Annotated in this window: 22 protein-coding genes and 2 pseudogenes; 9 read left to right on the forward strand and 15 right to left on the reverse strand. The window is 45.5% G+C overall.

Translation table 11 applies throughout. The annotated features are described in order from the left end of the window. Positions 1-303: 303 nt before the first annotated feature. Both ACH97_RS24285 and ACH97_RS18495 read right to left on the reverse strand, forming a co-directional pair. Positions 304-429, reverse strand: a complete 126-nt coding sequence (locus ACH97_RS24285) for a hypothetical protein (protein ID WP_020451622.1) — start codon at positions 427-429, stop codon at positions 304-306. A gap of 29 nt (positions 430-458) precedes the next feature. Then, entirely contained in the window at positions 459-803 is a 345-nt protein-coding gene (locus tag ACH97_RS18495; protein WP_020451623.1) for a hypothetical protein, read from the reverse strand. A gap of 327 nt (positions 804-1,130) precedes the next feature. Here ACH97_RS18495 and ACH97_RS18500 point away from each other — a divergent pair, with 327 nt between their 5' ends. Then, a complete protein-coding gene (locus ACH97_RS18500; protein ID WP_020451625.1) occupies positions 1,131-2,543 on the forward strand; it encodes an alanine/glycine:cation symporter family protein in 1,413 nt (470 codons plus the stop codon). Between the two features lie 45 nt (positions 2,544-2,588). Here the strand turns inward: ACH97_RS18500 and ACH97_RS18505 are convergent, their stop codons facing one another. The 9 genes from ACH97_RS18505 to ACH97_RS18545 form a co-directional block, all read right to left on the reverse strand. Continuing rightward, complete coding sequence (locus tag ACH97_RS18505) at positions 2,589-2,933, reverse strand: hypothetical protein (protein WP_020451626.1); 345 nt, start codon at positions 2,931-2,933, stop codon at positions 2,589-2,591. A gap of 112 nt (positions 2,934-3,045) precedes the next feature. Beyond that, complete coding sequence (gene narI, locus ACH97_RS18510) at positions 3,046-3,732, reverse strand: respiratory nitrate reductase subunit gamma (protein ID WP_020451627.1); 687 nt, start codon at positions 3,730-3,732, stop codon at positions 3,046-3,048. After that, the gene (narJ, locus tag ACH97_RS18515; RefSeq protein WP_020451628.1) at positions 3,729-4,271 is read right to left on the reverse strand and encodes a nitrate reductase molybdenum cofactor assembly chaperone; all 543 of its coding nucleotides are present in this window, start codon (positions 4,269-4,271) and stop codon (positions 3,729-3,731) included. The genes narI and narJ overlap by 4 nt, the downstream gene beginning before the upstream one ends. A 17-nt stretch (positions 4,272-4,288) precedes the next feature. Continuing rightward, positions 4,289-5,758, reverse strand: coding sequence for a nitrate reductase subunit beta (gene narH / locus ACH97_RS18520; RefSeq protein ID WP_020451629.1), 1,470 nt, complete (start codon positions 5,756-5,758; stop codon positions 4,289-4,291). After that, positions 5,748-9,434: a nitrate reductase subunit alpha gene (locus ACH97_RS18525; protein ID WP_020451630.1), complete on the reverse strand. Its 3,687-nt coding sequence runs from the start codon at positions 9,432-9,434 to the stop codon at positions 5,748-5,750. Before ACH97_RS18525 ends, narH begins: the two co-directional genes overlap by 11 nt. Positions 9,435-9,607: 173 nt before the next feature. Beyond that, positions 9,608-10,849, reverse strand: a complete 1,242-nt coding sequence (locus ACH97_RS18530) for a DUF438 domain-containing protein (protein WP_020451631.1) — start codon at positions 10,847-10,849, stop codon at positions 9,608-9,610. After that, positions 10,846-11,070: a DUF1858 domain-containing protein gene (locus ACH97_RS18535; protein ID WP_229030011.1), complete on the reverse strand. Its 225-nt coding sequence runs from the start codon at positions 11,068-11,070 to the stop codon at positions 10,846-10,848. The genes ACH97_RS18530 and ACH97_RS18535 overlap by 4 nt, the downstream gene beginning before the upstream one ends. Before the next feature lie 106 nt (positions 11,071-11,176). Then, positions 11,177-12,280 carry a TIGR04053 family radical SAM/SPASM domain-containing protein gene (locus ACH97_RS18540; RefSeq protein ID WP_020451633.1) on the reverse strand — a complete coding sequence of 368 codons (1,104 nt, stop codon included), beginning with the start codon at positions 12,278-12,280 and terminating at the stop codon, positions 11,177-11,179. Between the two features lie 112 nt (positions 12,281-12,392). After that, a complete protein-coding gene (locus tag ACH97_RS18545; protein ID WP_020451634.1) occupies positions 12,393-12,860 on the reverse strand; it encodes a cyclic nucleotide-binding domain-containing protein in 468 nt (155 codons plus the stop codon). A gap of 149 nt (positions 12,861-13,009) precedes the next feature. Between ACH97_RS18545 and ACH97_RS18550 the strand changes: the two genes are divergently transcribed. Continuing rightward, complete coding sequence (locus tag ACH97_RS18550) at positions 13,010-13,732, forward strand: YwiC-like family protein (protein ID WP_020451635.1); 723 nt, start codon at positions 13,010-13,012, stop codon at positions 13,730-13,732. A 45-nt stretch (positions 13,733-13,777) separates the two neighbouring features. Here ACH97_RS18550 and ACH97_RS18555 read toward each other — a convergent pair whose 3' ends face one another. Then, a complete protein-coding gene (locus tag ACH97_RS18555) occupies positions 13,778-14,491 on the reverse strand; it encodes a Crp/Fnr family transcriptional regulator (RefSeq protein ID WP_020451636.1) in 714 nt (237 codons plus the stop codon). Between the two features lie 146 nt (positions 14,492-14,637). Next, on the reverse strand, positions 14,638-15,822 hold the full coding sequence (locus tag ACH97_RS18560) for a nitrate/nitrite transporter (RefSeq protein WP_020451637.1): 1,185 nt from the start codon (positions 15,820-15,822) through the stop codon (positions 14,638-14,640). Between the two features lie 220 nt (positions 15,823-16,042). Between ACH97_RS18560 and ACH97_RS18565 the strand changes: the two genes are divergently transcribed. From ACH97_RS18565 to ACH97_RS18575, 3 genes and pseudogenes are all read left to right on the forward strand, one after another. After that, positions 16,043-16,282 carry a DUF2164 domain-containing protein gene (locus ACH97_RS18565; protein WP_020451638.1) on the forward strand — a complete coding sequence of 80 codons (240 nt, stop codon included), beginning with the start codon at positions 16,043-16,045 and terminating at the stop codon, positions 16,280-16,282. A 43-nt stretch (positions 16,283-16,325) separates the two neighbouring features. Continuing rightward, entirely contained in the window at positions 16,326-17,000 is a 675-nt protein-coding gene (locus ACH97_RS18570) for a Crp/Fnr family transcriptional regulator (protein ID WP_020451639.1), read from the forward strand. A gap of 148 nt (positions 17,001-17,148) precedes the next feature. Continuing rightward, positions 17,149-19,503 (forward strand): annotated as a pseudogene (locus ACH97_RS18575) (nitric-oxide reductase large subunit). Positions 19,504-19,547: 44 nt separating this feature from the next. Here the strand turns inward: ACH97_RS18575 and ric are convergent. Beyond that, complete coding sequence (gene ric, locus ACH97_RS18580; protein WP_020451641.1) at positions 19,548-20,261, reverse strand: iron-sulfur cluster repair di-iron protein; 714 nt, start codon at positions 20,259-20,261, stop codon at positions 19,548-19,550. Between the two features lie 165 nt (positions 20,262-20,426). Here ric and ACH97_RS18585 point away from each other — a divergent pair, with 165 nt between their 5' ends. The 4 genes and pseudogenes from ACH97_RS18585 (at position 20,427) to ACH97_RS18600 (ending at position 23,665) form a co-directional block, all read left to right on the forward strand. Beyond that, entirely contained in the window at positions 20,427-20,798 is a 372-nt protein-coding gene (locus tag ACH97_RS18585) for a DUF1360 domain-containing protein (RefSeq protein ID WP_020451642.1), read from the forward strand. A gap of 425 nt (positions 20,799-21,223) precedes the next feature. Next, positions 21,224-22,771: a cellulase family glycosylhydrolase gene (locus tag ACH97_RS18590; RefSeq protein ID WP_041817446.1), complete on the forward strand. Its 1,548-nt coding sequence runs from the start codon at positions 21,224-21,226 to the stop codon at positions 22,769-22,771. Between the two features lie 98 nt (positions 22,772-22,869). After that, positions 22,870-23,127: a YnfE family protein gene (locus ACH97_RS18595; RefSeq protein ID WP_020451644.1), complete on the forward strand. Its 258-nt coding sequence runs from the start codon at positions 22,870-22,872 to the stop codon at positions 23,125-23,127. Positions 23,128-23,153: 26 nt separating this feature from the next. After that, a pseudogene (locus tag ACH97_RS18600) lies at positions 23,154-23,665 on the forward strand (GNAT family N-acetyltransferase). A gap of 601 nt (positions 23,666-24,266) precedes the next feature. On the opposite strand, the gene ACH97_RS18605 reads toward ACH97_RS18600, so the two are convergent. After that, positions 24,267-25,403 (reverse strand): alpha/beta hydrolase, encoded by a 1,137-nt coding sequence (locus ACH97_RS18605; RefSeq protein WP_023857560.1) that lies wholly within the window; start codon positions 25,401-25,403, stop codon positions 24,267-24,269. Positions 25,404-25,696: the final 293 nt, after the last annotated feature.

Here is a 25,696-nt window from a genome sequence, read left to right on the forward strand (position 1 = left end):
ATCTTCTTTCTATAAGTAATTGGTATTTAATTGGTACAGAAACATTATATCTTATATTTGTAGATTTGAAATAAAATCCCGGCAGTTGTTGAAAAAATGTTTAAAATTTTTCGAAAAAATTTAATTGTTTTTGAAGAAGATGGAAAAGCTTTATTTAAGTATAATAGGATTGTTCCGCTTTTACTGCAATCACAAGACGAAGGAAGACCAAATGAAAAGGCATGAATCCGTGCAGTGCCGGACTCATGCCAATCAAACTGTTTCATGAATTTTATTGTCTAGCTTTTTCAAATCGCTTCAAATTCAGCTGTCCTGGCGATTGAAAAGGTCGGTAATCGCGTGCATGAATTCAATTCCTTGAAAAACAAACAAATTGATTGCTGCTAATGAAAATAGTCCAATAATCACCGTTCTTATGATAAATAACATGTTAAAACCTCCCGTTTTTTTTCGTATGGTTATGGTTTTAAAACATGCGCTTTATCGAAATAAGAAGAGTGATAGAACACCGCGAGCATAAATGCCTTCAGATGCTCTTTCCGCCTGTTCATCATGAACGCCTGGCCGGAAGCCGCAGCTAAGATGAAGAGAAGGATAGATTCAGCTCCGAAGCCGAGTGAATTCCACAATGATTTCGCCTTTTCTTCACCATATTTGCCGGCTGTCAGTTCATGGAGTTCGTCTCCTGAAACAGCGGCTTTTTGCGTATGGTGATTTGCCGGCATCTGGGGCATTGAGAACGAATGAAGGCTCGCAATGACTAAAAAGAATATGGACAGTTGCAGAAACAATGTCTTTTTCATTTGATCTCATCCCCTTAGTATCTCATCATCTTAGCATATTTTATGTTATAAGAAAAGATGATTATTTTGTGACAGTTGGCAAATATTTATTGACAATATGAGATTTTTCGCAACGTATTTGGAATGAAAGCGCATTTTTATATATGAATAAAGATAATACTCTGCTATAATGAGCATTGGGACTAAAGTAATCATGATGTTAACAGCCTTTATGTTTAAAAAACAGAAAATTCTATCTAGTTTTTCTTGTGTCATTATTATGATATAATCCTATCATGTTAGAAAACTTAACATCAAAACAAAATTCGTTTGTTTCAGGAGGGTGCTATGGAAGAAATTTTAAGCGAAATCATCAATGTCCCGAGCCGTTTTATTTGGACTTATTTAGTCTATATATTAATAGGAATAGGCCTGTTCTTTACTTTTAAATTGAAATTCGTTCAATTCCGCTATTTCTTCGAGATGTTTCGTATCGTCGGACAAAAGGAGGAGAAAGGAAAAGGCGTCTCGTCTTTGCAGGCTTTCTTTATTTCCGCCGCTTCGCGTGTCGGCACGGGTAACCTGACCGGTGTCGCGCTTGCTGTTGCAACAGGAGGACCTGGAGCGGTCTTTTGGATGTGGGTTGTCGCGCTTGTCGGTATGGCTTCCAGCTTTGTGGAGAGTACGCTGGCTCAAGTGTACAAGGTCAAAGACGGCGATCATTTCAGAGGGGGCCCAGCTTATTATATGGAAAAAGCGCTGGGCGCCAGATGGATGGGCATTATCTTTGCCGTTTTGATTACGATTACATTCGGATTGATCTTTAATGCGGTGCAAGCCAATACGATCGTCGGTTCGATGGAAGGGGCTTTCAACCTTGATAAAACAACGGTCGGAATTGTTTTGGCGGTATTGACCGGATTTATCATTTTCGGCGGTTTGAAACGCGTTGTGACAGTTTCGCAGTTGATCGTTCCGGTTATGGCGGTCATTTATCTTGGACTTGCTTTATTTGTCGTGCTGACGAATATTTCTCAAATACCGGCCGTTTTCGCGATGATTGTGAAAGATGCTTTCGGGATCGAGCAGATTGCAGGGGGTACGCTCGGCAGCATCATTATTATCGGTGCGAAGCGCGGCTTGTTTTCAAACGAAGCCGGAATGGGAAGCGCGCCGAACGCAGCGGCGACTGCCAATGTCTCTCACCCGGCGAAGCAAGGTTTTATCCAAACGCTTGGCGTATTCTTTGATACGATGGTTATCTGCAGTGCGACAGCCTTTATGATTCTGCTGTTCAATCTGACGCCGGGCAAAGAGCTTGACGGCATTCAAATTACACAAGCAGCCATGCAGCATCATGTCGGAAGCTGGGCGCCTGCGTTTGTCGCAGTGGCGATTTTCCTGTTCGCTTTCAGCTCAATCGTCGGAAACTACTATTATGGTGAGACGAATATTGAATTTATTAAAAAGAGCAAGACGACGCTTGCCGTTTACCGTACAGCTGTTGTCGCAATGGTCATCTTCGGATCTGTATCCGGTTTTCAGCTTGTGTGGGACATGGCGGATTTATTTATGGGATTAATGGCGATCATTAACCTGATTGCGATTCTGCTTCTTTCCGGAATTGCCGCGAAAGTGCTGAAAGACTATACTGATCAGCGTAAAACAGGGAAGAACCCTGTCTTTAAGGCAAGCTCGATTCCAGGTCTGAAAAACACAGAGGCTTGGGAAGACGAGAAGGAAACATTGCAATCGAAATAAACAATATGAAAAAAGGCGTCCTTGGGGCGCCTTTTTCTTGTTTTTTTACTGACAGCTGAATGAGGTAATCTCGTTCAAGTCAATACCGAAGTAAACCCAGCGGAATTGACGCGGTCTCCAGCGGTAGCCCGCAATCGAATAACGTCCGACGAAAACCGGGTAGAACCAAAAGCGGCTGCCGTTTCTTAAGCGGATGAATGTATATTTGAACAGGCATCTTCTGATTCCGCCGGGATCAACGGCAAATACCGAAGGGCCGGTGTCTTGCGGAAATTGGCTCGGCGGCGGGGGGAGAAACTGCTGTTGCTGCTGTCCTCCAACTCCTGGAGGCGGCCCCGGTGGAAATTGCTGGCGATACGGATCATATAGTGAAGGATCGTATGGATACAATAAAAACGCTCCTTTCTGATGGTTTGCTTTATCGTATGATTGATAGGGAATAAGGGTAGCTTGCCTATAGAGAAAAAAATCCCTAAAGCCGTTTTGGCTTTAGGGAAAATGTTTAAATGCTTTTGCGGGGCGCCCGTTTTCGGTAAACAACATAGCTTCTTGTCAAATATTTTAGCGGCATGCTGAATACGTGGACGAGCCGAGTAAACGGCCAGACGATGAAAATGACGTAGCCCATCATAATATGAAGCTTAAACCAGAGGGGCACGCTCGCCATAAGTCCGGCATCAGGCTTGAATAAGAAAATGTTGCGAAACCACGGGCTGATTGTTGTCCGATAGTCGAATCCTTTTGAATCGATGTTCAAGAAGGTTGCCGCAAGCCCAGTCGTCATGACGAATAACAAAGCGACCAGCGTGATGAAATCACCGGCAGAGCTCGTTTTTCGAATTCGTTTGTCCGTGAATCTGCGGTAGGTCAATATGATAAGTCCTGACAGCGCGGCGATGCCCGCTGGCAGTCCGAAACCGATCGCGATTTTATGGTACATATGCTCTGATACGCCGAGCGCTTGATAAAGGCTTTCCGGAATTAAAATTCCCATCACATGCCCGCCGATGACAAAAAAGATTCCCCAGTGAAAAAGGCTGCTGCCAAGCGCCAATTTTTTCTTTTCGAGCATTTCGCTTGATTTGGCCGTCCAGCCAAACTGATCATGTTGATAGCGGTATATATGCCCTCCGATAAAAATGGTGATGACGATATAGGGGAGGATGACCCACAGTATTTGTTCGATCATGGCTGTACATTCCTTTCAACACCAATTTCCTCTAAAATCATCATTAATCCGTCTAATAACGGCGTATAGATGCTTTCATTCTCTGAAAGCTGCAATCTTAATTCTTCCAGGTTCGCTGCGTATTTTTGGAATACAGCCGCAGCTTTTTCATGATCGGCGACTGCAGCAAATTCAAGCATGAGCGGCAGATAATCCGGCAGCTCTTTGTCTGTCGGCTGAAAACCGGACTGCTGATACAGATCTTTCAGCTGCAGCAATTCAATTCCGCGCTCCCTTTGTTCACCGGAGTTGAAATAGGTGACATAAAGGTTCGTTTTTTTGCCGAAATCAAACGTATATACGTACGTTTCGATCAATTCCTCAGACGAATAGGAAGCCGCGCTTTCCAAAAAGGCAAGCAGATGCCCTTTCAGCGCTTCATGTTCGATTTCGCCGATGATCTGCTGCCATTCGGAACGTTCTTTTCTCCACTCTTCATCAGGGTAGGAGAGGAGGTGAGAAAGAGCGGCAAAAACGGTTTGTTTGTCTGTTCCATTCATGAAGCTTCCCTCCAGTGTTATATGTTTTGGCAAGAGCCGGGTCCTCCGGCAAACGATAATCCGCAGCTTCCTTGTTCCATGTACAGATCCGCGACTTCTTCGCGATGGGTTTGCGGAATGACAAAGCGGTCATCGTATTTGGCGATCGCAAGCAGACGGTACATATCTTCAATCTGCTCTTCAGTCAATCCGGTATCTTGAATCAGAGCTGAATCGATCTGTTTGTTTGTTTGAGTCGCTCGCATGTACATACGCATCACAGACATTTTCTTTAATGTCGTTCTTATATGGTGTGTATCACCGGCAGTCAGCAAATTGGCCAAATATTCGATCGGAATCCGCATTTCATCAATGGCAGGGAAGATATCTTCAGCTGATTGGGCCGTTCCTTTTCCTTCAAACATATTCATAATCGGACTGAGCGGCGGAATATACCATACCATCGGCAATGTCCGGTATTCAGGATGCAGCGGCAGAGCGATTTTCCAATCGATGATCATTTTGTAGATCGGAGATTTTTGCGCTGCTTCGATCCACTCCAGCGGAATGCCTTGAGCTTTTGCTTCTTCTGCGACAGCGGGATCATTCGGATCAAGGAAAATTTCCAGCTGGGAGTGATATAGATCTTTTTCATTTTCGGCTGAAGCCGCTTCTTCGACTTTATCTGCATCATAAAGCATGACTCCGAGATAGCGGATTCGGCCGACACATGTCTCAGAGCAGATTGTCGGCAGTCCTGCTTCAAGACGAGGGAAGCACAATGTGCATTTTTCCGCCTTGTTCGTCTGCCAGTTGAAATACACTTTTTTATAAGGGCATGATGATACACAGTGTCTCCATGAGCGGCACGCATTTTGATCGACGAGAACGATCCCGTCTTCTTCGCGTTTGTACATCGCTCCCGACGGACAGGAGGAGACGCAGGAAGGATTGATGCAGTGTTCGCATATCCTTGGCAGATACATCATAAAGACGTCTTCAAATTCAGTCTTGATCGATTCTTCCATTTTTTTGACGTTTGGATCTTGAAGGCCTGTAATGTGGCCGCCGGCAAGATCGTCTTCCCAGTTCGGACCCCATTCAAGGTTCATGAAGTCTCCCGTAATGGAAGACTTCGGCCTTGCAACAGGCTGGTGTTTTTTCTCCGGACTGTTTGTCAGCGTTTCATAATCATAGTTCCAAGGTTCATAGTAGTCATCGATCGTCGGCTGGTACGGGTTGTAGAATAAATTCATGAGCCGCGTTGTTTTGGCGCCTGATTTGAGCTGAAGTTTGCCTTTTTTCAGCTCCCAGCCGCCTCTGTATTTATCCTGGTCCTCCCATTGTTTAGGGTAGCCGATGCCCGGTTTTGTTTCGACGTTGTTGAAGTACATATATTCTGCACCGGAACGGTTTGTCCATGTGTTTTTGCATGTGACGCTGCATGTATGGCAGCCGATGCATTTATCAAGGTTCATTACCATTCCGATTTGAGCTTTAATCTTCAAGCCAATCGACCTCCTTCAATTTTCTGATCACGACATTGAGGTCGCGCTGATTTCCTGTCGGCCCGTAGTAGTTGAATCCGTAGCTGAGCTGGCCGTAGCCTCCGATCATCTGCGTCGGCTTGACATGGATGCGGGTCGGACTGTTATGGGTTCCACCGCGGTTATTCGTCAGCTTTGTTCCCGGTACATTGATATGCCGGTCTTGGGCATGGTGCATAAAGGCCATTCCTTTTGGAATCCGGTGTGATGTCACGGCCCGTGCGACGACGACTCCGTTTCGGTTGAAGCATTCGATCCAGTCGTTGTCCTGAATGTCGGTTTCTTCCGCATCGTCTTTATTCATCCAGACTGTCGGCCCGCCTCTGAAAAGGGTAAGCATCGGCAGGGAATCAAAATACATGCTGTGAACCGACCATTTATTATGCGGCGTTAAATAGTTTAAAACGATTTCTTTTCCTTCCTGATCCGGACGCTTGTTCAAGAAAGGGCGGTGGATCAGGATCGGCTTGAATGTCGCCATGTTCTCGCCGAATTCCGTCATCATTTCATGATCAAGGTAAAAAGACTGTCTGCCGGTCAGCGTTCTCCACGGAATCAGTTTTTCAACGTTCGTTGTAAACGGAGAATAGCGCCGTCCGCCTTTTTCAGAACCGCTGAAAGCAGGGGAGGTGATCACCGTTTTCGGCTGAGCCGAAATTTGCTCAAATGTAAAGCATTCCTCTTCCCGTTCTTCAGCTAAGTCTTTCAACTCAAGATTCGTTATTTTTTCAAGCGATTCCCACGCTTTAACGGCTACTTTCCCGTTTGAAGTGGAAGAGAGGGTCAATACCGCTTCCGCAGCCTGTCTTGCATCACTGATGTCAGGACAGCCTTTGGCGATCGTGTCGTCTTTTACGACGCCGAGCGTTTTTTTGAGGGAATCATATTCCGCTTCAACAGACCAGTTCATACCTTTCGTACCAAACGGCTGTTTGACAACATTCGGCCCAAGCGATGTCATCTTATTGAAAATCTGCTTGTAATCCCGTTCCACAACATGAATTTGCGGCATTGTTTTGCCGGGAACGGCAGGGCAGTCGCCTTTGCTCCAATCTTTGATTTTCCCGAGCGGCTGCGCCATTTCCTGTGGAGTGTCATGGAGAAGAGGAGTCGCAACAGCCTCTTTTACAGGTTCCATGTCCATTTCTTCAGCCAGATTGGAAACCGCTTTTGCCAATGCTTTGAAAATATCCCAATCAGACTTTGCTTCCCACGGCGCGCTGATTGCCGGGTTAAACGGGTGGATGAACGGATGCATATCCGTGCTGCTGAGATCGTGTTTTTCGTACCATGTGGCCGCAGGGAGCACGATGTCTGAATAAAGGGCTGTTCCCGCCATCCGGAAATCGAGATTGACCAGTAAGTCGAGTTTGCCTTCAGGCGCTTTGTCACGCCATGTGATTTCTTCGGGACGGATGCTGTCCTGATCATCGTTCATCAGTCCGTTAGTCGTGCCGAGCAAGTGCTTCAGAAAATATTCATGACCTTTGCCGGAGCTCGAGATTAAGTTGGCTCTCCAGACAAATAGATTTCTCGGGAAGTTCTTTTCATTGTCAGGATCTTCAATCGAAAACTTGAGATTTTTCTCCTCAAGCTGTCTGGCGATATAGCTTCCGACTTGCTGAGCGTTCTCAGCGCCTGCTTTTTCTGCTTCTTTATACAGATCGATACCGTTTTTCTCAAACGTCGGATACGATGGAAGCCATCCGAGTCTTGCCGCCAGCACATTGTAATCGGCGTGGTGCTTGTAGCGCGATGTTTTTGCGATAGGGGAAGCAAGCCCACTGATTTCCTGATCTTCATAGCGCCACTGATCGGTAGCGAAGTAGAAAAATGATGTTCCGTTTTGCAGTTTGGCAGGGCCTCCCCAGTCTTTTGCCGTCGCGATCGTCTGCCATCCTTCGGCCGGCCGGAGTTTTTCCTGGCCGACATAGTGGGCCCAGCCGCCTCCGTTAACCCCTTGAGCTCCGACGAGAAGCACAAGGTTCAGCACAGCTCTGTAAATGGTGTCTGAATTGAACCAATGGTTAATCCCGGCGCCGACAATGATCATTGAACGGCCCTCTGTGTCAATCGCATTTTGCGCGAATTCCCTTGCGATTTTGATCACCATTTCACTTTTAATGCCGGTAATCGGCTCTTGCCAAGCCGGTGTAAACGGTTCAGGATCATCAAATGATGCCGGCGTCTGCCCGTCAATTCCGCGGTTGACGCCATAGTTGGCGAGCGTCAGGTCGAAAACGGTAGAAACAAAAACTTCCTCTCCGTCCAGAATCATTTTTTTGATCGGAAGCGGTCTTTCAAGCACTTTATTGCCGTCATGTGAGAAGTAAGGAATGTTGACCGTGCCGATCATATCTTCGTGTCCAAGCATGGAAAGCCGAGGTGTGATCGGTTTTTCTGAATCCTCATCAACCATGCGCAGATTCCATTTTCCTTGGCCGTCCCAGCGGGAGCCCATCGTGCCCTGCGGAATCGCAAATCCATCTGTGTCTTCATCCCAAACGGCAGGCTTCCACTCATCATGTTCTGTCGCACGCCCGATATCTTTAGCATGGAGGAAGCGGCCTGCTGTGAACGTTCCGTTTTCCTCTTTCAAAGTCACCAAAAACGGGAAATCGGTATATTGTTTTGCATAATCAATAAAACGCTCCGTTTTCTGGTTGACATAAAAGTCTTGGAGAATGACGTGGCCCATCGCCATGGCCAGTGCGCCGTCCGTGCCTTGTCTGATGCTCAGCCAATCATCGGAAAACTTTGAGGACTCGGCAAAGTCCGGGCTGATCGAAATCACTTTTGCCCCTTTATAGCGGGCTTCGGCTAAAAAGTGAGCGTCAGGCGTTCTGGTAAGCGGCACATTAGAACCCCATGTCATGATGTAGCCTGAATTGTACCAGTCGCTGCTTTCCGGAACGTCGGTTTGATCTCCCCAAATTTGCGGTGAAGCAGGAGGGAGGTCGGCATACCAGTCATAGAAGCTCAGCATCGGCCCGCCGATCAGGGACATAAAGCGTGACCCTGCTGCGTGGCTGAGCATCGACATGGCTGGAATCGGCGAGAAGCCGACATTTCGGTCAGGACCGTATTTGGCAATGGTGTACAGAAGGGAAGCCGAAATCAGCTTCAGGACTTCGCTCCATTCGGCGCGGACAAATCCGCCTTTTCCGCGCGCCTGTTTATAGGCCTTTGCTTTTTCAGGGTTTTCGATAATTGATTTCCATGCTTCCAGCGGATTTTTGCTGCTGTTTAGCGCCTCGCGCCACATCTGGATCAGCACACCGCGTACATACGGATATTTCACGCGGAGCGGGCTGTATATATACCAGGAAAAGCTCGCTCCTCTCGGACAGCCGCGCGGTTCAAAGTCCGGCATATCAGGGCCAGTCGAAGGGTAATCGAGTCGCTGCCCTTCCCATGTGACGATTCCGTTTTTGACGTAGATATTCCAGCTGCAGGAGCCTGTACAGTTCACCCCGTGGGTAGAGCGAACCACTTTATCATGCTGCCATCTATTTCTGTATACATCTTCCCAATTCCGGTCTTCATAAGTGGTTTGGCTGTGTTGATTGGAATGGCGTTCAATAGGAGAGAAATAATTTAATCTCCTGAAAATGGGACTCTGTTTCTTTTTTTTCATTGCTGGTTCACTCCTTCTGAGTCAGTGATGCTACCCTCACTATATATGGAGGAGGCGCTGGACCTTGTTAAATTTGTCACATGGTTTCGGGTTTTCACAAATTTGTCACATTTTCAGGAGGGGGAGAGGGAGGACAAAAAAACAGCCTGCATGGAAGCGGGCTGTCGAATGGGTCAATCGCTCGTGTTCAAAATTCTCTTTTCCCCGGTAATCTCTTGAATCGGGGCGATGTTCTGGGTGAATTCCAAAGTTCCGATATAGCGGCCGTTTTCATCGCGTACGGCAAAATAGCGGATGAACACGTATTTGTCTTTAAATTTGATCCAAAAGTCTTCAACGTCTTTTTTGCCTGATTTAAAGTCGTCAAGAAGTTTGTTGACGATGTGGACGCTTGCCGGCGGATGGCAGTTTTGGACGGTCCGGCCGATTACGGCTTTTGTCCTTGCGAAAATCCGTTCCTTTCCGTGTGAAAAATAGCGGACCACATCGTTTTCATCGATGAAGGTGATATCGACCGGAAGATGGTTCATCATGTGCTCAAGCTGGGCCACGGACAGAATACCCGTAGGGAGCCTGACATATCCGTCAGCCGCTTCTTCTGTTGTTTTGAGCTGATGGCGTTCAGGCTTCCACACCGTTTCCGGAGCAGTCAGGCAATATCCGATCTCGTCGCTTTCAGCCGCGATTTTCAGCCATTCGTCTTCTGTCAGCGTTCTGAGCGCCATCGGCAAGAGGATATTTTCTTCTTTATAAATCATTTCCGTGCCTTCTTGAATGATAAACGTTAGCTCGCGGATGACTTCATCTTTTTTGTCCGGCGTATACTCTTCCAACAAACGCTTCACTTCTTTGATGCTCTTGCGGATAAAATCATCGACAGCCCACATCACTTGGCTGGGCCCAGTAATTCCGTACTTTTCTAAATAGGGGAAGAGAAGATTTTCTTTTCTGCTGTAATGTTTGTCGACATCGGCGAGCAAGTTCAAGTCTGTGAGCAGCTTGAGAATGTTGTCGCGGTGATCTTCTTTTTCAAAACGTTCCAAATGAAGCTGCATTTTAAAGTTCAAAAGGAGGTCGATTTCTTTATTTTCTTTCATAAAAGTATGAACGGGATGGCCTGGCTGCTTATCGGCGTCAGCGCGGTGAATGTCTTCAATCGATCCTTTAAACACAGCGGCGTGAACGGAACAAAGCTCTTGAATTTCTTCGGGGGTAATGCCTTCTTCCTTCATTAACGCCTGTTCCAGCTGAGCGATTTCTTCAGCATTGACTGAACCGAACGTCTTTTCAAACCGTTTTTTGACGTCGGCAAGCGGTTTTCCTTTATGAAGGTCGATGATGATTTCTTTCAGAAGCTGCTTTTTTTCCTCTGGCAGACCTTGCTGCGTTTCCCGGTTGTTAATCATTTCGCTCATCGTTTTTCTCCTTTCCAAACGGGGTCAAATCCGTGCGCTTTCAATATGTCTAAGACATGCGGCCATTCGATTTGCATCATTCGCGCGCCTTTCGGAATCGTCACGATACGCCCGGCTGTTTCCAGCATGCCGGGCTTCGTTATGTTTTTAAACCCGGCTTCCTTCATCACGGCTTTTAGTTCAGGATGCAATGTGCAAAGTTCGTATACGGAATCGTTCAAATCAATTTTTTTATGCAGAGGGATCACATCCTTTGATAGTGATGATCATTCTCATCTATACCGTAATACAAGTATGCTGAAAAAAATGTGACGTACATCACATTTTTCAGCGCAAAGCCTTCGGAATATAAATACAGCTCGGGTCGCTTTCCAGATAATCGCCTGTCAGAGCATAGGCACGTGAGCGCGAACCGCCGCACACATGGCGGAATTCACAGACGCCGCATTTTCCTTTAAATCCGTCCGGATTTCGCAAATTCTTAAAGATCGGTGATTCGCGATAAATCTCAGCCAGCGGCTGTTCGCGGATGTTTCCGGCTTTAAACGGCAGGAGTCCGCTTGGATATACATCGCCGATATGGGAGATAAACATAAAGCCGTTGCCATCGTTCACACCTTTCGGAGCCCGGCCCAATCCGCCGATCGCATCCATTTTCCCTTTCTGCAATGCGTGTTCATAGCGGATTTTCATGTTGGGGTCTTTCGCTTCCCGCATTTTTTGTTGAATAACGACCCGTCGGTAGTGCTGGGCTGCTGTCGTTTTGATGTCAAAAGGCGCTTCTTTTGCCAAACGGCTGAGCCAAAGAAAGACTTTTTCATGGTCCACCGGCGAAATCATATCTTCCCGCTTCGCGCGGCCTGTCGGGACGAGAAAAAATACACTCCATAATACACAGTTCAATTCTTCGATCAGCTTTGCCATTTCATCCAGGTAATCGATGTTATAAGCGGATATAACGGTATTAATCTGCAGAGGCAGATGGCATTCATGAATGTAGCGTATGGCCTTCATGGTCAGGTCAAAGGAACCGTCCGTTCCTCGAAAATGATCATGAATCTCTCGGGTTGGCCCGTCCAAGCTGAACGCCCATCGGGATAAGCCGATTTCTTTTGCTGATTGAATCGCTTCTCTTGTAACATTCGGCGTGGCACTCGGGGTCATAGAGACGCGAACCCCTTTTTGGACGGCATACTCAATAATGGCGAATACGTCGTCTCTCATTAAAGGGTCACCCCCTGTCAGCACGAGGAGGGGATTGTCCATCGCATGAATTTGATCGATTAAATCTTTTCCTTCTTTCAGGGTGAGCTCCCGCGGATCGCGTTTATTTTGAGCCGATGCCCGGCAATGAAGGCACTTGAGCTCGCACGCTCTTGTCAGCTCCCAAATGACGATAAACGGAGACTTGTCGAAATCGCAATGTATCATCTTTCATCTGTCCTTTCGTTTGCATTCATGTGTATCGTAGCGGAAATGAAAAAGAAAAAAAGTTAAGTAGATCACATTTAGAAAAGGAAGGGAAAGAAGGGGGAGGCCCTTCTCACGCGTCGTCTTCTGCAGAGGAGTTGAGGTAACGCAAAAAAAGCTGGTAGGAAAAATACAAATTCTGCTGAAGCAGCATGAGAAAGTTCGTCTGTAATTGGCGGTTATAAGTCATCATTTTTTTGAAAGTATGAAATGGAATTTCAAGTACGGCGGTTTCTGCGGCAGTGTTGACTGAAATAAACGGAGATACGAAAGGTTCGCCTTTTTGATCAATAGGGAAAACATCGCCTTTTTCCCACTCGGCGATCGTTCGGGATTCTTCTGGAAGTCTTCTGTCAGAAAAATGAACTTCCCCTTTTAAAACAAAATAGACGGATTGCGAATGAAGGAACGATCGCGAATGCTGAGATGGCTGGATATCGATCACCTTCCCGTTTTTCAGCAGCCTTTTGATGATCGGAAGGGGTACCCCGAGAAACATAGGAAGATTTTTCAGAAACAATAAGTAGTCAAACCGGTCCATGGTATATCCTCCTTCTATATATTAGCATTTAGTATAAAGCGCCGGGCTGGAGGGCGCAGTGATTTATTTCACACGCCTGTATGCAAAATGTCACTGTGTAAAAAAGACGAAACTTTTATAATGTAATAGAAAAGAAGGGAGGATGCGTGATGAAAGTGTTCATACCGAAGCAGCACGGCGCCTGGGCGATGCTTGTCATCCCGTTTGTTCTCGGCATGTTCGCCGGGGGCGCGGATGTAAAGCATATTCCGCTGTTCTGCGGATGGCTGTTTCTATATCTAGCGGCATTTCCGGCTACGATGATGGTGAAGAAGAAAAATATCGTTTACTATCAAAAATGGGTTCTCATCTACGGCATTCCGGCCATCGTTTTCCTGCTTATTTCGGTCTGGCTGGAGCCGCGGCTCGTTTTTCTCGGGCTGCCGCTGTTTCCGCTCTTTCTCATCAATCTTTATTATGCGAAAAGAAACAACGACAGGGCGCTTTTAAATGATATTGCGGCAATCCTTGTTTTCAGCGCGGGCGGGCTTGCGAGCTTCTGGATGGGAGCGGGGAAGCTTGATGGTGAAGCATTGTTTGTTTTTATCCAGTCCGCTTTGTTTTTCACAGGGAGCGCCTTTTATGTCAAGTCGATGATCCGCGAAAAGAAAAACAATCGGTTTAAACTTTATTCATGGGGATACCACGTATTCCTGCCGTTCATCTCGCTGGCCGCGGGGGCAGGATGGGCCGTGCTTGGTGTAGTGCCGAGCAGTTTCAGAGCGTGGTTTTTACATGGAAAGAAACTGTCGATTAAGACAATCGGAATCTCAGAGCTGGTGAATGCCTGTTTCTTTATGGCCGTGTTGATCGTTTTTCTGCTGCAAACGTAAAAAACAAGGACACTGTGCTTCATGTCCTTGTTTGTTTTCGTTTTTTCAGTCGATATTGCAGATGTCGAGCGGGCAGTTTTCACAGTCGATTTCGCGTTTTAAATAGTTGAGTTGATGAATGACGATTTTTCCTGAGTCCTCAATTGAAATGACACCGTTCTTCCGGAGGTCGCTCAGCATGCGGTTGATGCTCTCCCTTGCGGCGGCACAGAATTTCGCCAGATCCTGGTTCGTCAGCACAATATTGATGAGAATCCCGTCGCTTCTTGTGATGCCGTAGCTGTTTGCGAGACGGATCAAGGTGGAGTAGAGCGCGCCTTTTTTACCATTCAGCAAAAGGTCGCGGATTTTCGATTGAATCTTTCGCAAATGCGTGCTCATCCATTTCATAAACTCAAACGTCAGTGCACCGTTTTGTATGAGTTCTTTTTCAAGCTTATCTTTATTGATGACCAACACTTCGCCATCAGAGAGGATCTTTGCGCTCAGCATATATTTCGCATCTTCTGTAAAAAGCGTAAGCTCCCCGACAATATCATTTTTTTTGCACATTCTGAGTGTCAGTTCTTTGCCATCGGACGTCAATTTGCCGATTTGGACAAGTCCCGACTGAATAAGATACAGTTCCTCCGCATCCATCCCTTCTTGAAAAAGGAATGTGTCCTGCCTGATTTTTCGTCGTGTACTGATTGATTCCAGCAAGTGATGCAGATCGTCTGAGAGCAAATCTGTGTCTGATTTTCTAACAGAAATATTCATTGAGCGTCACCCCTTTAGCAGTTCTTATTTTAACGTTAAATAAGGCTGAGTGACCTTTTAAATATAAACAATATTGTGAACTTATGAATAAAGTCCCAAAAAAGAGCCTGAGCACATCAGCTCAAGGCTCCTTTTGCAGGAAAGGTTTATAAATGGTTCGTCTTCGTTTTGGTCGATGTTTTGCTCACTTCCTGAAAATACATCCAGACCACGATCACAAAGCTGGCAAGGGCTGCTTCTGACAGCGCCATGAATCCGATCGCATAATGGCCGGTTGCCTGAAAAACGCTTGACAGGATGAGTGGCGGGAAGAATCCTCCCAAGCCGCCCATCGCTGATACAATCCCATTGACGATGCCGGCCTGATTTGAAAAATAAAGCGGCACGAGCTTAAAGATGATCCCGTTTCCAAGACCGGCGCATACGGCAACGGTTAATACCCCAAATCCGTAAAGTCCGAGGCTGGGCGAAAAGGCCAATAAAATCCCTGACAAGGTACAGCCGGCAAATACATACATCAACAGCTTCAGCGGGTTGAATTTGTCCGCGAGCCAGCCGCCGACAGGCCTCAGAAAAGTGGCGACAGCGATAAATCCGGCGGTTCTAAGCCCTGAATCAACGGGATCAAGCCCGAAATGATTAACAAGAAAGTTCGGAAGATAAATCGTAAACGCGACGAAAGATCCGAATGTAATGAAGTAAAACAAGCTTAAAAACCATAATGTCTGATTTCGGTAGACTGCCTTCATTTGCTCTGTTACAGAAACCGTCACTTTTGTTTCTTTTCGATCTCCAAGGATAAAGTTCAATAAAGCGAATACGGCGACTAACACGATGTACATCCGCACCGTATTTTCCCACCCGGCTGTCTTTGCTACGACAGGAGCGGCAAACGTGGTAATCGCTGTACCGACGTTCCCGGCGCCGTAGATCCCATTGACAAACCCGTGTTTTTCTTTAGGGTAGTATTTCGGCAGTGATGTGACCCCGATGGAAAAGACCGCTCCGCCGATGCCGAGGAAGAATCCGCCAAGGATCAAGTCGAACAGCGAATCGGCTGTGCTGATCCAAAAAATCGGGAACAGAAGCAGCACAAAGCTGATCATGAACGTGATTCTCGCACCAAATCTGTTTGTGTAGTATCCCAGCGGAATCCTCAGAAGCGAGCCGAGTATGACCGGAATGGCCGTGACAAGGGATATCTCGCTGTCTGTCAGGGCGATGTCCTGCTTAATGTGGGGCATTAAAGAGGAAATCAACACCCAAACCATAAATCCTGCGACTAAACTAAATGACTGCAGCGGTAATTGTATTTTTTGACGATTTACCATTGCGTTTTTGCTCCTTTCAAAGGGAAAAATGAATAAATCAATCAGCATGTTTATCTTACAAAAAGTCTTTTAAAAACATTGTGAATTACGTCACACGGTCATTCGTTTGATTCGTGTTTAATATCGGTAAGTGAGGGATAGTAAACGGATGTAAAAAATAAATGGTTCATTTGCGGACTTTTTCGTTTATCATGAAAATAAAAAAAGGAGTGCCGCTTTTATGTTTATAAAGCTTACGCAAGAAGAAAAACAAGCGATTATCGAGGAAATCAAACGCTTTTATGTTGAAGAAAGGGGAGAAGAGGTTGGAGACATCGCGGCGATTCAAATGTTTGAATTCGTAAAGGAAAAGCTGGGCCCTTACTTTTATAATCAGGCGCTGAAGGACAGCCGCAGAGTCGTGGAAGAGAAGGCAGCGGCGATTGAAGAAGAGCTCTTTGCGCTGGAGCGCCGCCTGTGACAACGCGCTCTCCTTTAGCAAAACCGAAGGGATTGAAAGACCAATGGAGTTTCTGAAGCAATTTATGATTTTCAGCGGGCTGAATGATGAAGAGTTCAAACAAATCGAGCAAATCGCGGTCAAGCGCACCTATCAGCCGAGAATGTTTGTTTTTATGGAAGGGGAAGAGAGGGAAGCGGTATTCTTCATTAAATCCGGTCTTGTTAAAGCCTTTAAAATCGATGAAGACGGCAATGAGCAAGTGATTTCGATTCTGCAAAGCGGGGATATGTTCCCCCATGTCGGCTTTTTTGACCGCTCCCCATACCCGGCAACAGCCGAAGCCGTTCAGGAAACCGAGTTGATCGTAATCCGCATCGCTGATTTTAATGAACTTTTGATGAAATATCCGGAAATGACAATAAAAGTGATGCAAATCATGGGGAAAAAGATTCTCGATTTGCAAGAGCGGATCCAAGGTTTTATTTCAAAAGATGTCCAGCACCGCTTGACGCATGTATTAATGAAGCTCGCTGCAGAACACGGCATTCCTCAAGAAAAAGGGGTCTACATCAGCCTGCCCATTACCAATCAGGATTTTGCGAACATGGTCGGAACGTCAAGGGAAACGATTAACCGTACATTAAATGAAATGAAAAAGAAAAATCTGCTGACAGCTGACAGGAGCGGAATTTTCATACATGATACAGACTGGCTGAACGGCTGCAATGAAGGATAAGATGAAGGCTTTCCATTGAACAACAGATGGAAAGCCTGTTTTTATTTTGTTCACAAATCCGCCATTATTTAAGTGATCTGGTTCACAACCGGTGTGCTACATATCCAGTATCTTAGGACATGCAAAATCAAAAAAGGAGTGAACCGCAATGGAAGTTCAAAGAAAGACGGTGCCCGTTAAAAAAGCATCGAAAAACGGTTTTTTGAAATCTGTTCTCGTCTTTACTTTAATCGTTAGTTTTTCGGTGCTGCTTTTGGGAGGCTATTGGATCTTCAAAGGACTTGCACCAAGACCAGTTGAAGTGTCCGGGCCAAACGGAGAGGTGCTCATGACCAAATCGTCCATTTCAGGCGGTCAGGCCGTATTTCAAAAATACGCGCTGATGGATTATGGCACGATTTTGGGGCACGGATCTTACATGGGGCCTGATTACACGGCCGAAGCCCTGAAAATCTATACGGAAGGGATGCAGGATTTTAAGGCGGAGGCACGATACGGCAAGCGCTTTAAACAACTTTCAGATGAAAAGCAGTCCACCATCCGGAATCAAGTCATCCGCGAAATGAGAAAAAACCGTTATAATCGCGCGTCAGATACATTGAAGCTGACAGATGCGCAGGTTTATGGATTGCAGCAAGTGCGTGATCATTACCGCAATGTCTTTACAAAAGGAGACGGCTGGGGGCTTGAGCCCGGTTTAATTAAAGAAAGCCACATGCCTAAACGCGACAGAGCGTGGGTTGACAGCGAAGACCAAATCACGCAGATCTCCGATTTTATCTTCTGGACGGCATGGCTTTCCAGTACATTAAGGCCTGGCGACGACATTACGTACACGAACAACTGGCCGTATGATGAAGATGCCGGAAACACGATGTAATTTGCCGCCGTTTGGTGGAGCGGCGCAAGCGTCACCATCCTGATTTTATTTGTCGGCATTATTCTATTCGTGTTTTACCGTTACAAGCTTGGAATGAAAGAGGCTTATCAGGAAGGGGCGTTTCCGGTATTTGATCTGGATAAACAGCCGCTTACGGCGTCACAGGTTAAAACCGGAAAATATTTCGCCGTTGTGTCGCTGCTGTTTTTTGTTCAGGCCATGTTCGGAGCTTTGCTTGCCCACTATTATATTGAGCCGGACAGCTTTTTTGGGATCGATTGGATCAGGGATATGTTGCCATTCAGCATATCTAAGGGATTTCACCTCCAGCTGGCGATCTTCTGGATTGCGACTTCATGGCTCGGTATGGGCATTTATGCAGCGCCGCTTGTCGGAGGCCGCGAGCCGAAAAGGCAGGGGCTGCTTGTCGATATTCTGTTTTGGGCGCTGATCGTCCTTGTCGGCGGAAGCATGGCTGGCGAATGGCTCGGAGCGAAAGGCCTTTTAGGAAACAACTGGTTCTTATTCGGCCACCAAGGAATGGAATATATTGAACTCGGCCGCTTCTGGCAGGTCATTCTCGCACTCGGCATGCTGATATGGCTGTTTATCGTTTTCAGAGGCATTAAGAGCGGCCTCAAGCGGGAATCTGATAAAGGCGGTTTGATTCATCTGCTGTTTTATTCTTCGATCGCCATTCCGCTGTTTTACGGTGCAGCCTTTTTCTTTAATCCCGGCACAAATATTACAATGTCGGATTTTTGGCGGTGGTGGATTATCCATCTTTGGGTGGAAGGGATTTTTGAAGTCTTTGCCGTCGTGGTCATCGGCTTTTTGCTCGTGCAAATGAACCTGGTTACGAAAAAATCGACCGTCAGAACGCTTTATTTTCAACTGACGATCCTGCTGGGGAGCGGTGTCATCGGGATCGGACATCATTACTATTACAACGGTTCTTCCGAAGTTTGGATCGGCCTCGGTTCCGTCTTCTCATGCCTGGAAGTGATTCCTCTTACCCTGCTTGTATTGGAAGCTTATGAACAATACAAGATGATGAAAGACGGAGGCCATCATTTCCCGTATAAAGCAACGTTCTGGTTCTTGATTTCAACGGCGATCTGGAATCTGGTCGGTGCAGGGGTATTGGGCTTTTTGATCAATCTGCCTGCTGTCAGCTATTTTGAGCACGGCCAGTTCCTGACACCTGCCCACGGGCACGGGGCGATGATGGGCGTGTACGGCATGTTTGCCATTGCTGTCTGGCTGTATACGCTACGCAATATCGCCAAAAAAGAAGCGTGGAATGATAAATGGCTGAAAATAGCCTGCTGGTCGCTGAACATCGGCTTGTTCGGAATGGTGTTTATCAATTTGTTGCCGGTCGGTTTTCTTCAATTGAAAAAAGCGTTTGAAGACGGGTACTGGAGCTCAAGGGCGCCTGAGTTTTTACAGCAGGATACGGTGCAAACGCTGCTGACTTGGAGGGCTGTGCCGGATACGATCTTTTTAGCCGGAATCGTGATTTTGGTCATATTCAGCATCAGAGCATTATTCCATCTCCGCAAACCGACGCATCAGGAAGGAGAAGCGCTTCCAGTTAAAGACATTGCTTCAGATGAATAGATAAACAAAAAGACAGAGGAAGTGAAATCCTCTGTCTTTTTATTTTATTGATTGGCTTCCGCTTCAAGCCGCGGGAACAAAATATTGTTTTCCAGGTGAATGTGCTGAAAAAGATCTGTTTCCAATTCATCAAGCTTTAAGTAAGTCAGTGTATATGTTGTGCATGCCCCTTCAGGAAGGGTATAGTCATTGGTCACTTTTCTCAGTTCCTTCAAGATGCTGCCTGCGGCTTCATGCTCTTGTTCAAGGACGTCGATCGCCTGAACCGCTTCTGCCAGGCTGTCCATTGATCGCGTCTCTTCATAGGCCGTCACTTTCGGGAAAATGAGTTCCTCTTCCTGAAAGAGATGGTGTTCCAGTTCAGTTTTCAGCTGATGGAACAATTGATGGACCTGGGCGAGTTCCGGATGATGGATGCCGTGAACCCGGTAGACTTTTGTGACAAAGCCTGATAGTTCAGGAAGCACCTCATACAGGTAAGCATGGTGCGTATGAATCACATGGTCGATCAGCTGTGAATACGGGGCTTCACTCCAGTTCGTCTCTTTTGCGTTCAATGCCTTTGTCTCTTGATATAATGTATTGATTTTTGCTAAGATCTCTTTTTCATTTAAATCCTGTTCTTTTATCGCCTCACCGATCGGGCGGTTGCCCCCGCAGCAAAAGTCGATGCGATATTCTTTCAGCAGCCGGCTGGCTCTTGGAAAACGCGTAACAATATCACCTGTTTTTGTGTTTTGATCAAATACTGCTTCCATTTGTAAAACCTCCTGAAGTGTTTTTTATGCTATGGGTTAAATGTAACGGGTTCACCGATGGAAAATCGTGATCTACATCACATTCGGGAAAAATGACAAAAAAAGCAATAAGTCAGAAGAAATCGGGAAATAGCTATAGATAACTTTTCATGTTGGAGGCCTGCAATGGAGCATTTATCCTGGCTTACATTTACGATGCTGATTCTCGCCAGTTACCGGCTAACTCATTTGATTGTTTTTGACAAGATTACGGAGTTTATCCGGAAACCGTTCATGAAGAAAAAGCAGACGGTTGATGAACAAGGGCATGTAGAAACGAAAAAAGTGCCGAAATCAAACTTCGGCTATTTGCTGAATTGCTATTGGTGCGCAGGGATATGGTGCGCTTTGATCATTGCTGTCGGGTATCTGATTGTCCCAAAAACGATATTCCCGTTAATTTTAATTTTATCGGTCGCAGGTGGACAGGCGATTCTTGAAACGTTTGTCGGTGTCGCAACAAAACTTGTCAGCTTTTTCTCTGATTTAAAGAAATAAACCATTCCAAGCGGATGGTTTTATTTTTTTGACAATAAAGTGACACAAACAGCAGAGAGAACATGTCCGCTTTGTGAACTTTTTACAGCAATTTTTTCCCGGTTGCCGCATTTTAGGCAGAGGGAAGACATTATTTTGAAGAAGAATCAGGTTTTAAAATTTCGAATTGAGAGAAAAAGGAAGCACAAAGTCCCCGGTCATACTTTTTTAGCTTTTCATCATTAGCATTCAGACCTCCCATTTCATACGAAAAGAGGAAATAGATAGATTTTCAAAACGAAAAAAACGTGAAATATGGTTGATAGACAATCAATGAATAGTTTTTTTACAATCAGTAACGTGCTACAAGCCAAGAAAGGGGTGAAAATGTCTGCCAGAAAGTGTTTTTGGAAAATAACATCATTGGAGGAAAAAGAATGTCATACATGAAACGTTCCATTTCTGTCTTCATCGCCTGCTTCATGGTAGCAACACTCGGCATCAGCGGTATCATCGCACCTAAAGCGTCTGCCGCTTCTCAAACACCCGTTGCTGTAAACGGACAGCTCACCTTGAAAGGTACGCAGCTCGTCAATCAAAAAGGAAAAGCGGTTCAGCTGAAAGGAATCAGTTCACACGGGCTGCAGTGGTATGGCGATTATGTCAACAAAGACTCGTTAAAATGGCTGAGAGACGACTGGGGCATCAATGTCTTCCGCGCGGCTATGTATACGGGTGAAGGCGGCTATATTGACAATCCGTCGGTTAAAAACAAAGTGAAGGAAGCCGTCGAAGCGGCAAAAGAACTCGGAATCTATGTGATCATCGACTGGCACATACTGAGCGACGGCAATCCAAACCAAAACAAAGCGAAAGCAAAAGAGTTTTTCAACGAAATGTCAAGGCTTTACGGCAAGACGCCAAACGTCATTTTTGAAATTGCCAACGAGCCGAACGGCGATGTCAACTGGAACCGTGACATTAAACCTTACGCTGAAGACATTTTGTCCGTGATCCGCAAAAATTCTCCGAAAAATATTGTGATCGTTGGGACAGGCACTTGGAGCCAAGATGTCAACGATGCGGCGGACAATCAGCTGAAAGACGGCAATGTCATGTACGCGCTTCATTTTTATGCGGGTACGCACGGTCAGTCTTTGCGAGATAAAGCAGACTATGCACTCAGCAAAGGAGCGCCGATTTTCGTCACAGAATGGGGAACGAGCGATGCTTCCGGAAACGGCGGTGTCTACCTCGACCAATCCAGGGAGTGGCTGAAATATTTAGACAGCAAAAAAATCAGCTGGGTAAACTGGAGCTTGTGCGACAAACAAGAGTCGTCAGCTGCTTTAAACTCCGGCGCCTCTAAAAAGGGAGGATGGTCTCAATCCGACTTATCCTCATCAGGTAAATTCGTCAGAGAAAACATCCGCAGCGGATCAAACGGTTCGTCAGGAGACTCTGGATCGGATTCGAAAGGGTCAGATCAAAAAGACCAGAAAAAGGATCAGGATAAACCAGGTCAAGACAGCGGCGCTGCAGCCAACACGATAGCAGTACAATACAGAGCGGGGGACAACAATGTAAACGGCAACCAAATCCGCCCTCAGCTCAACATTAAAAACAACAGCAAAAAAACCGTGTCTTTAAATCGAATCACTGTCCGCTATTGGTATAAAACGAATCACAAAGGACAAAATTTTGACTGCGACTATGCCCAAATCGGCTGCAGCAAAATCACGCACAAATTCGTCCAATTAAAAAAAGCGGTAAACGGAGCAGACACGTATCTTGAAGTAGGATTTAAAAACGGTACATTAGCGCCGGGTGCAAGTACAGGCGAAATCCAGATCCGTCTTCACAATGACAACTGGAGCAATTATGCCCAAAGCGGCGACTATTCATTTTCTTCAGGTTCAAACACGTTTAAAAATACGAAAAAAATCACGTTGTATGAGAATGGAAAACTGATTTGGGGCGCTGAACCTAAATAACGGCACTTTAACGGACACCGAATTTGGTGTCCGTTTTCGTATATATTATAATGGAAGGAATGAGGAATATTTTTGTAAACATGAAAGGAGATGGATGTATGAATGAAACATTGCAGCAATACATGATGCTTGTCAAGGAAAACTACGACACGATCAATGGACCTGATTACGCAGGCAAAGAGGAAGACATTGAAAAGCGAAAAAAACAAATCGCGCTTTACGCCAAAACGCTCCAGCAAGGTTTTTCAACAGATGACGACTATGATGAATTCGCAGATGCCGTGATTAAATGCGCATACGGAGATCTGACAATGGAAGAATTAGAAACGGTTTATCGGGAATTAACGTCTTCATAATCAATAAAATAAGGGGGAGAAGAACCATGAAAGATACGATCATGAAGACAGACCGGATGATTTTGCGAAAAATGAGGCGTGATGACGCGGAAAACCTGCTCGAAATCTTTTCTGACCCGACAGCCATGGAATATTATCCATCGACAAAGAATGAAAAACAGACATTGCAATGGATCGACTGGACGCTTGAAAACTATGAAAAACACGGAACCGGACCGGCCTGTGGGTTGCCGAACATAAACAAACAGGCGAATTTCTAGGTCAATGCGGTATCGTGCCACAGGAAGTCGAAGGATCGGACGAAATGGAAATCGGCTATTTGTTTAAACGGAGCGTCTGGAAAAACGGCTATGCAACCGAAGCGGCATCAGCATGCAAACAGTATGGATTTGAGGCATTTCACCTGAAAAAAATCGTATCTTTACCTGATGCGAAAAATCTGCCGTCCAGAAAAGTTGCCGAACGAATCGGCATGACTTTAGAAAAAACGATACATAAATGGGGAAAAGAAATTGCCGTATATTCAGTTTATCGATAAAATTTTTTATTCTGTCTCACTAACTTGAGTATACTTTGAGATTGAGACAGAATTTCTTTTCAATCCTTAACTTCCGAGAATATATATTATGTAAACTAGAAAGAAATGAAGGTCAGGATTATGCAATGTTCCTCCATCAGCTGTACGACACAAAACCCTTGGTTGCATTAGCCCTTGAACTACTTTCACTAAACAGTTCTTTGACATAAAATGCAGCCATAATTTCCATTCCTATAACCCATTCTTCGCAAACTCCTTTAACTTACATTGTAATTTTGGCTGGTTCTCTCAACTTTACTTTACTGATTTGAAATGTTCACAACATTATATGTAATAGTTCATTGACTTCAACAACAGCATTCACATGTAATGTATTAACTTCATTCCATACATTAAGCATGCAGTTTGCATATTCATTTAGTTTTAATTGGACGCGATTCTCCCAAATCAACACTCATCTCAGTATCTAGACAAAAGCTTGTATCACTTAAAAACAATGCCTGAAATATGAGAGAGCCGATAACCGCGTAATAGGGTTATCGGCTCTGTGTCTGTACGGCTAGCTCTTTGACATGCGTTTATCAGCAACCTCTCGGCTATGTCACTTGTTGCTGGTCTTCTTGATCAAGTCCACGCCATCGTATGCCAGACTTTCCACACTTGCAGCCTTCTGCAGTATGTAATGATCAAAAAAGTTCTTCGTATAGTTTGTAACAAGATTTCGCATCTCCATAGCATCCCGTTCGCCTCTGAGTTCCTCATTAACACTGGTAAACACGATGTCGCAGTAATCTAAATGCGCAACACGATCAACAGAGAAATAATAGGTTTCCATGCTGTTGTTAGCGCCAATGATCGCATTCATATTATAGTTAGGTTCAGAAAACAGTAGCAAAAAGGGTTTCTTCAGGTCGCTGTCGCGAAGGCCGAACGCACCGCTATCCAAGCCAATCCCGCAGGCGAACCGGTCGTCGTCCCGGCAAACAATCGCCGTCGTAGGCCCTCCATAAGAATGTCCGACTATGCCCATGCCGATGTCAAGCAACAATCTGCCCTTAAAGATGGAATTCAGTTCTCCAGAGTCCAGTTTGTAAAGATAATCGGCTACATACCTTACATCTTCTGCCTGTAATTCACTATACTTTGTTAACTTGGCAAGTATCGGCAGTGTAAGCACGTTACGGCACATCTCAATGGCAGTTTCATCGTCAGGCCGCATCTCCATCTTACCAGCCAACGCCAGCATCTCCGGATCTTCAGAAAACGCCATAATGGCATCCGAAAAATCCTTTGATACATTAAACAGGCGCCCATCTTTACGCTTATACATCGTGCTATTCTGATGGCCGATGCTTACCACAACATATCCCATGCTTGCCAAGTCTGTACAGATCACTGTACCCCATTCTGGAGAACCGCCCCCGCCGCATACATAGAATAACACCGGATAGCGCTTTTCCTTCCCGGAGAGAGCAAGGTCGTCGTAACACTGGGTCTTGATATCTATAGAGTAAGCATCCTTCAACGCAGTGAGAAGTGGCTGCTCATCAAGCATTTCGTAGACCTCAGGAAACATGTACGTTGATGCAGTCTTGCCTTCGCTACTGTCGGACGGATAGTACACAAACGCCGTCAGTTCTCTTTTTGAGTGGTCTGATGCCGTGTAATCAAAATCCATCTGGGTTCGACCGACAGTATAGCCGCCAATTGGTTCTGGAAATGCGTCATAAGTTTTCATTTTCTTGTTCCCCCTTAATTAATAAAAGTCAGCAAAGTACTTGCTGAAGATTCAAAGAAAAGCCACAATTTTATATAGACACTTCTTAATGGAGGTAACTTAAAATTAATTTGTTATTATAAAAATGGGGGACGGTAATAGACTAAAGTTAGTGAAATAAGAGCTTCTACAAATGAAATCGAAATGATAATCTTATGATTCACAGGTGATTTTCTAGATATTAACTTTTGACCGATATAGTTTAGGAAATAAAACACAAGAAAGAAGCATACGATTCCAAAAATAACTCCAGA

Origin of the sequence: Bacillus paralicheniformis (assembly GCF_001042485.2) — a bacterium.
Classification (GTDB): domain Bacteria; phylum Bacillota; class Bacilli; order Bacillales; family Bacillaceae; genus Bacillus; species Bacillus paralicheniformis.

Bases quoted from the DNA above. Each gene is read 5' to 3' on its own strand.
- ACH97_RS18545 (WP_020451634.1), bottom strand. From the start codon at position 12,860: ATGGACCGGTTTGACTACTTATTGTTTCTGAAAAATCTTCCTATGTTT.
- ric (WP_020451641.1), bottom strand. From the start codon at position 20,261: ATGGAAGCAGTATTTGATCAAAACACAAAAACAGGTGATATTGTTACG.
- ACH97_RS18585 (WP_020451642.1), top strand. From the start codon at position 20,427: ATGGAGCATTTATCCTGGCTTACATTTACGATGCTGATTCTCGCCAGT.
- ACH97_RS18570 (WP_020451639.1), top strand. From the start codon at position 16,326: ATGGAGTTTCTGAAGCAATTTATGATTTTCAGCGGGCTGAATGATGAA.
- ACH97_RS18550 (WP_020451635.1), top strand. From the start codon at position 13,010: ATGAAAGTGTTCATACCGAAGCAGCACGGCGCCTGGGCGATGCTTGTC.
- ACH97_RS18540 (WP_020451633.1), bottom strand. From the start codon at position 12,280: ATGATACATTGCGATTTCGACAAGTCTCCGTTTATCGTCATTTGGGAG.
- ACH97_RS18525 (WP_020451630.1), bottom strand. From the start codon at position 9,434: ATGAAAAAAAAGAAACAGAGTCCCATTTTCAGGAGATTAAATTATTTC.
- ACH97_RS18555 (WP_020451636.1), bottom strand. From the start codon at position 14,491: ATGAATATTTCTGTTAGAAAATCAGACACAGATTTGCTCTCAGACGAT.
- ACH97_RS24285 (WP_020451622.1), bottom strand. From the start codon at position 429: ATGTTATTTATCATAAGAACGGTGATTATTGGACTATTTTCATTAGCA.
- ACH97_RS18530 (WP_020451631.1), bottom strand. From the start codon at position 10,849: ATGAGCGAAATGATTAACAACCGGGAAACGCAGCAAGGTCTGCCAGAG.
- ACH97_RS18495 (WP_020451623.1), bottom strand. From the start codon at position 803: ATGAAAAAGACATTGTTTCTGCAACTGTCCATATTCTTTTTAGTCATT.
- ACH97_RS18595 (WP_020451644.1), top strand. From the start codon at position 22,870: ATGAATGAAACATTGCAGCAATACATGATGCTTGTCAAGGAAAACTAC.
- ACH97_RS18605 (WP_023857560.1), bottom strand. From the start codon at position 25,403: ATGAAAACTTATGACGCATTTCCAGAACCAATTGGCGGCTATACTGTC.
- ACH97_RS18500 (WP_020451625.1), top strand. From the start codon at position 1,131: ATGGAAGAAATTTTAAGCGAAATCATCAATGTCCCGAGCCGTTTTATT.
- ACH97_RS18590 (WP_041817446.1), top strand. From the start codon at position 21,224: ATGAAACGTTCCATTTCTGTCTTCATCGCCTGCTTCATGGTAGCAACA.
- narJ (WP_020451628.1), bottom strand. From the start codon at position 4,271: ATGAATGGAACAGACAAACAAACCGTTTTTGCCGCTCTTTCTCACCTC.
- ACH97_RS18560 (WP_020451637.1), bottom strand. From the start codon at position 15,822: ATGGTAAATCGTCAAAAAATACAATTACCGCTGCAGTCATTTAGTTTA.
- ACH97_RS18565 (WP_020451638.1), top strand. From the start codon at position 16,043: ATGTTTATAAAGCTTACGCAAGAAGAAAAACAAGCGATTATCGAGGAA.
- narI (WP_020451627.1), bottom strand. From the start codon at position 3,732: ATGATCGAACAAATACTGTGGGTCATCCTCCCCTATATCGTCATCACC.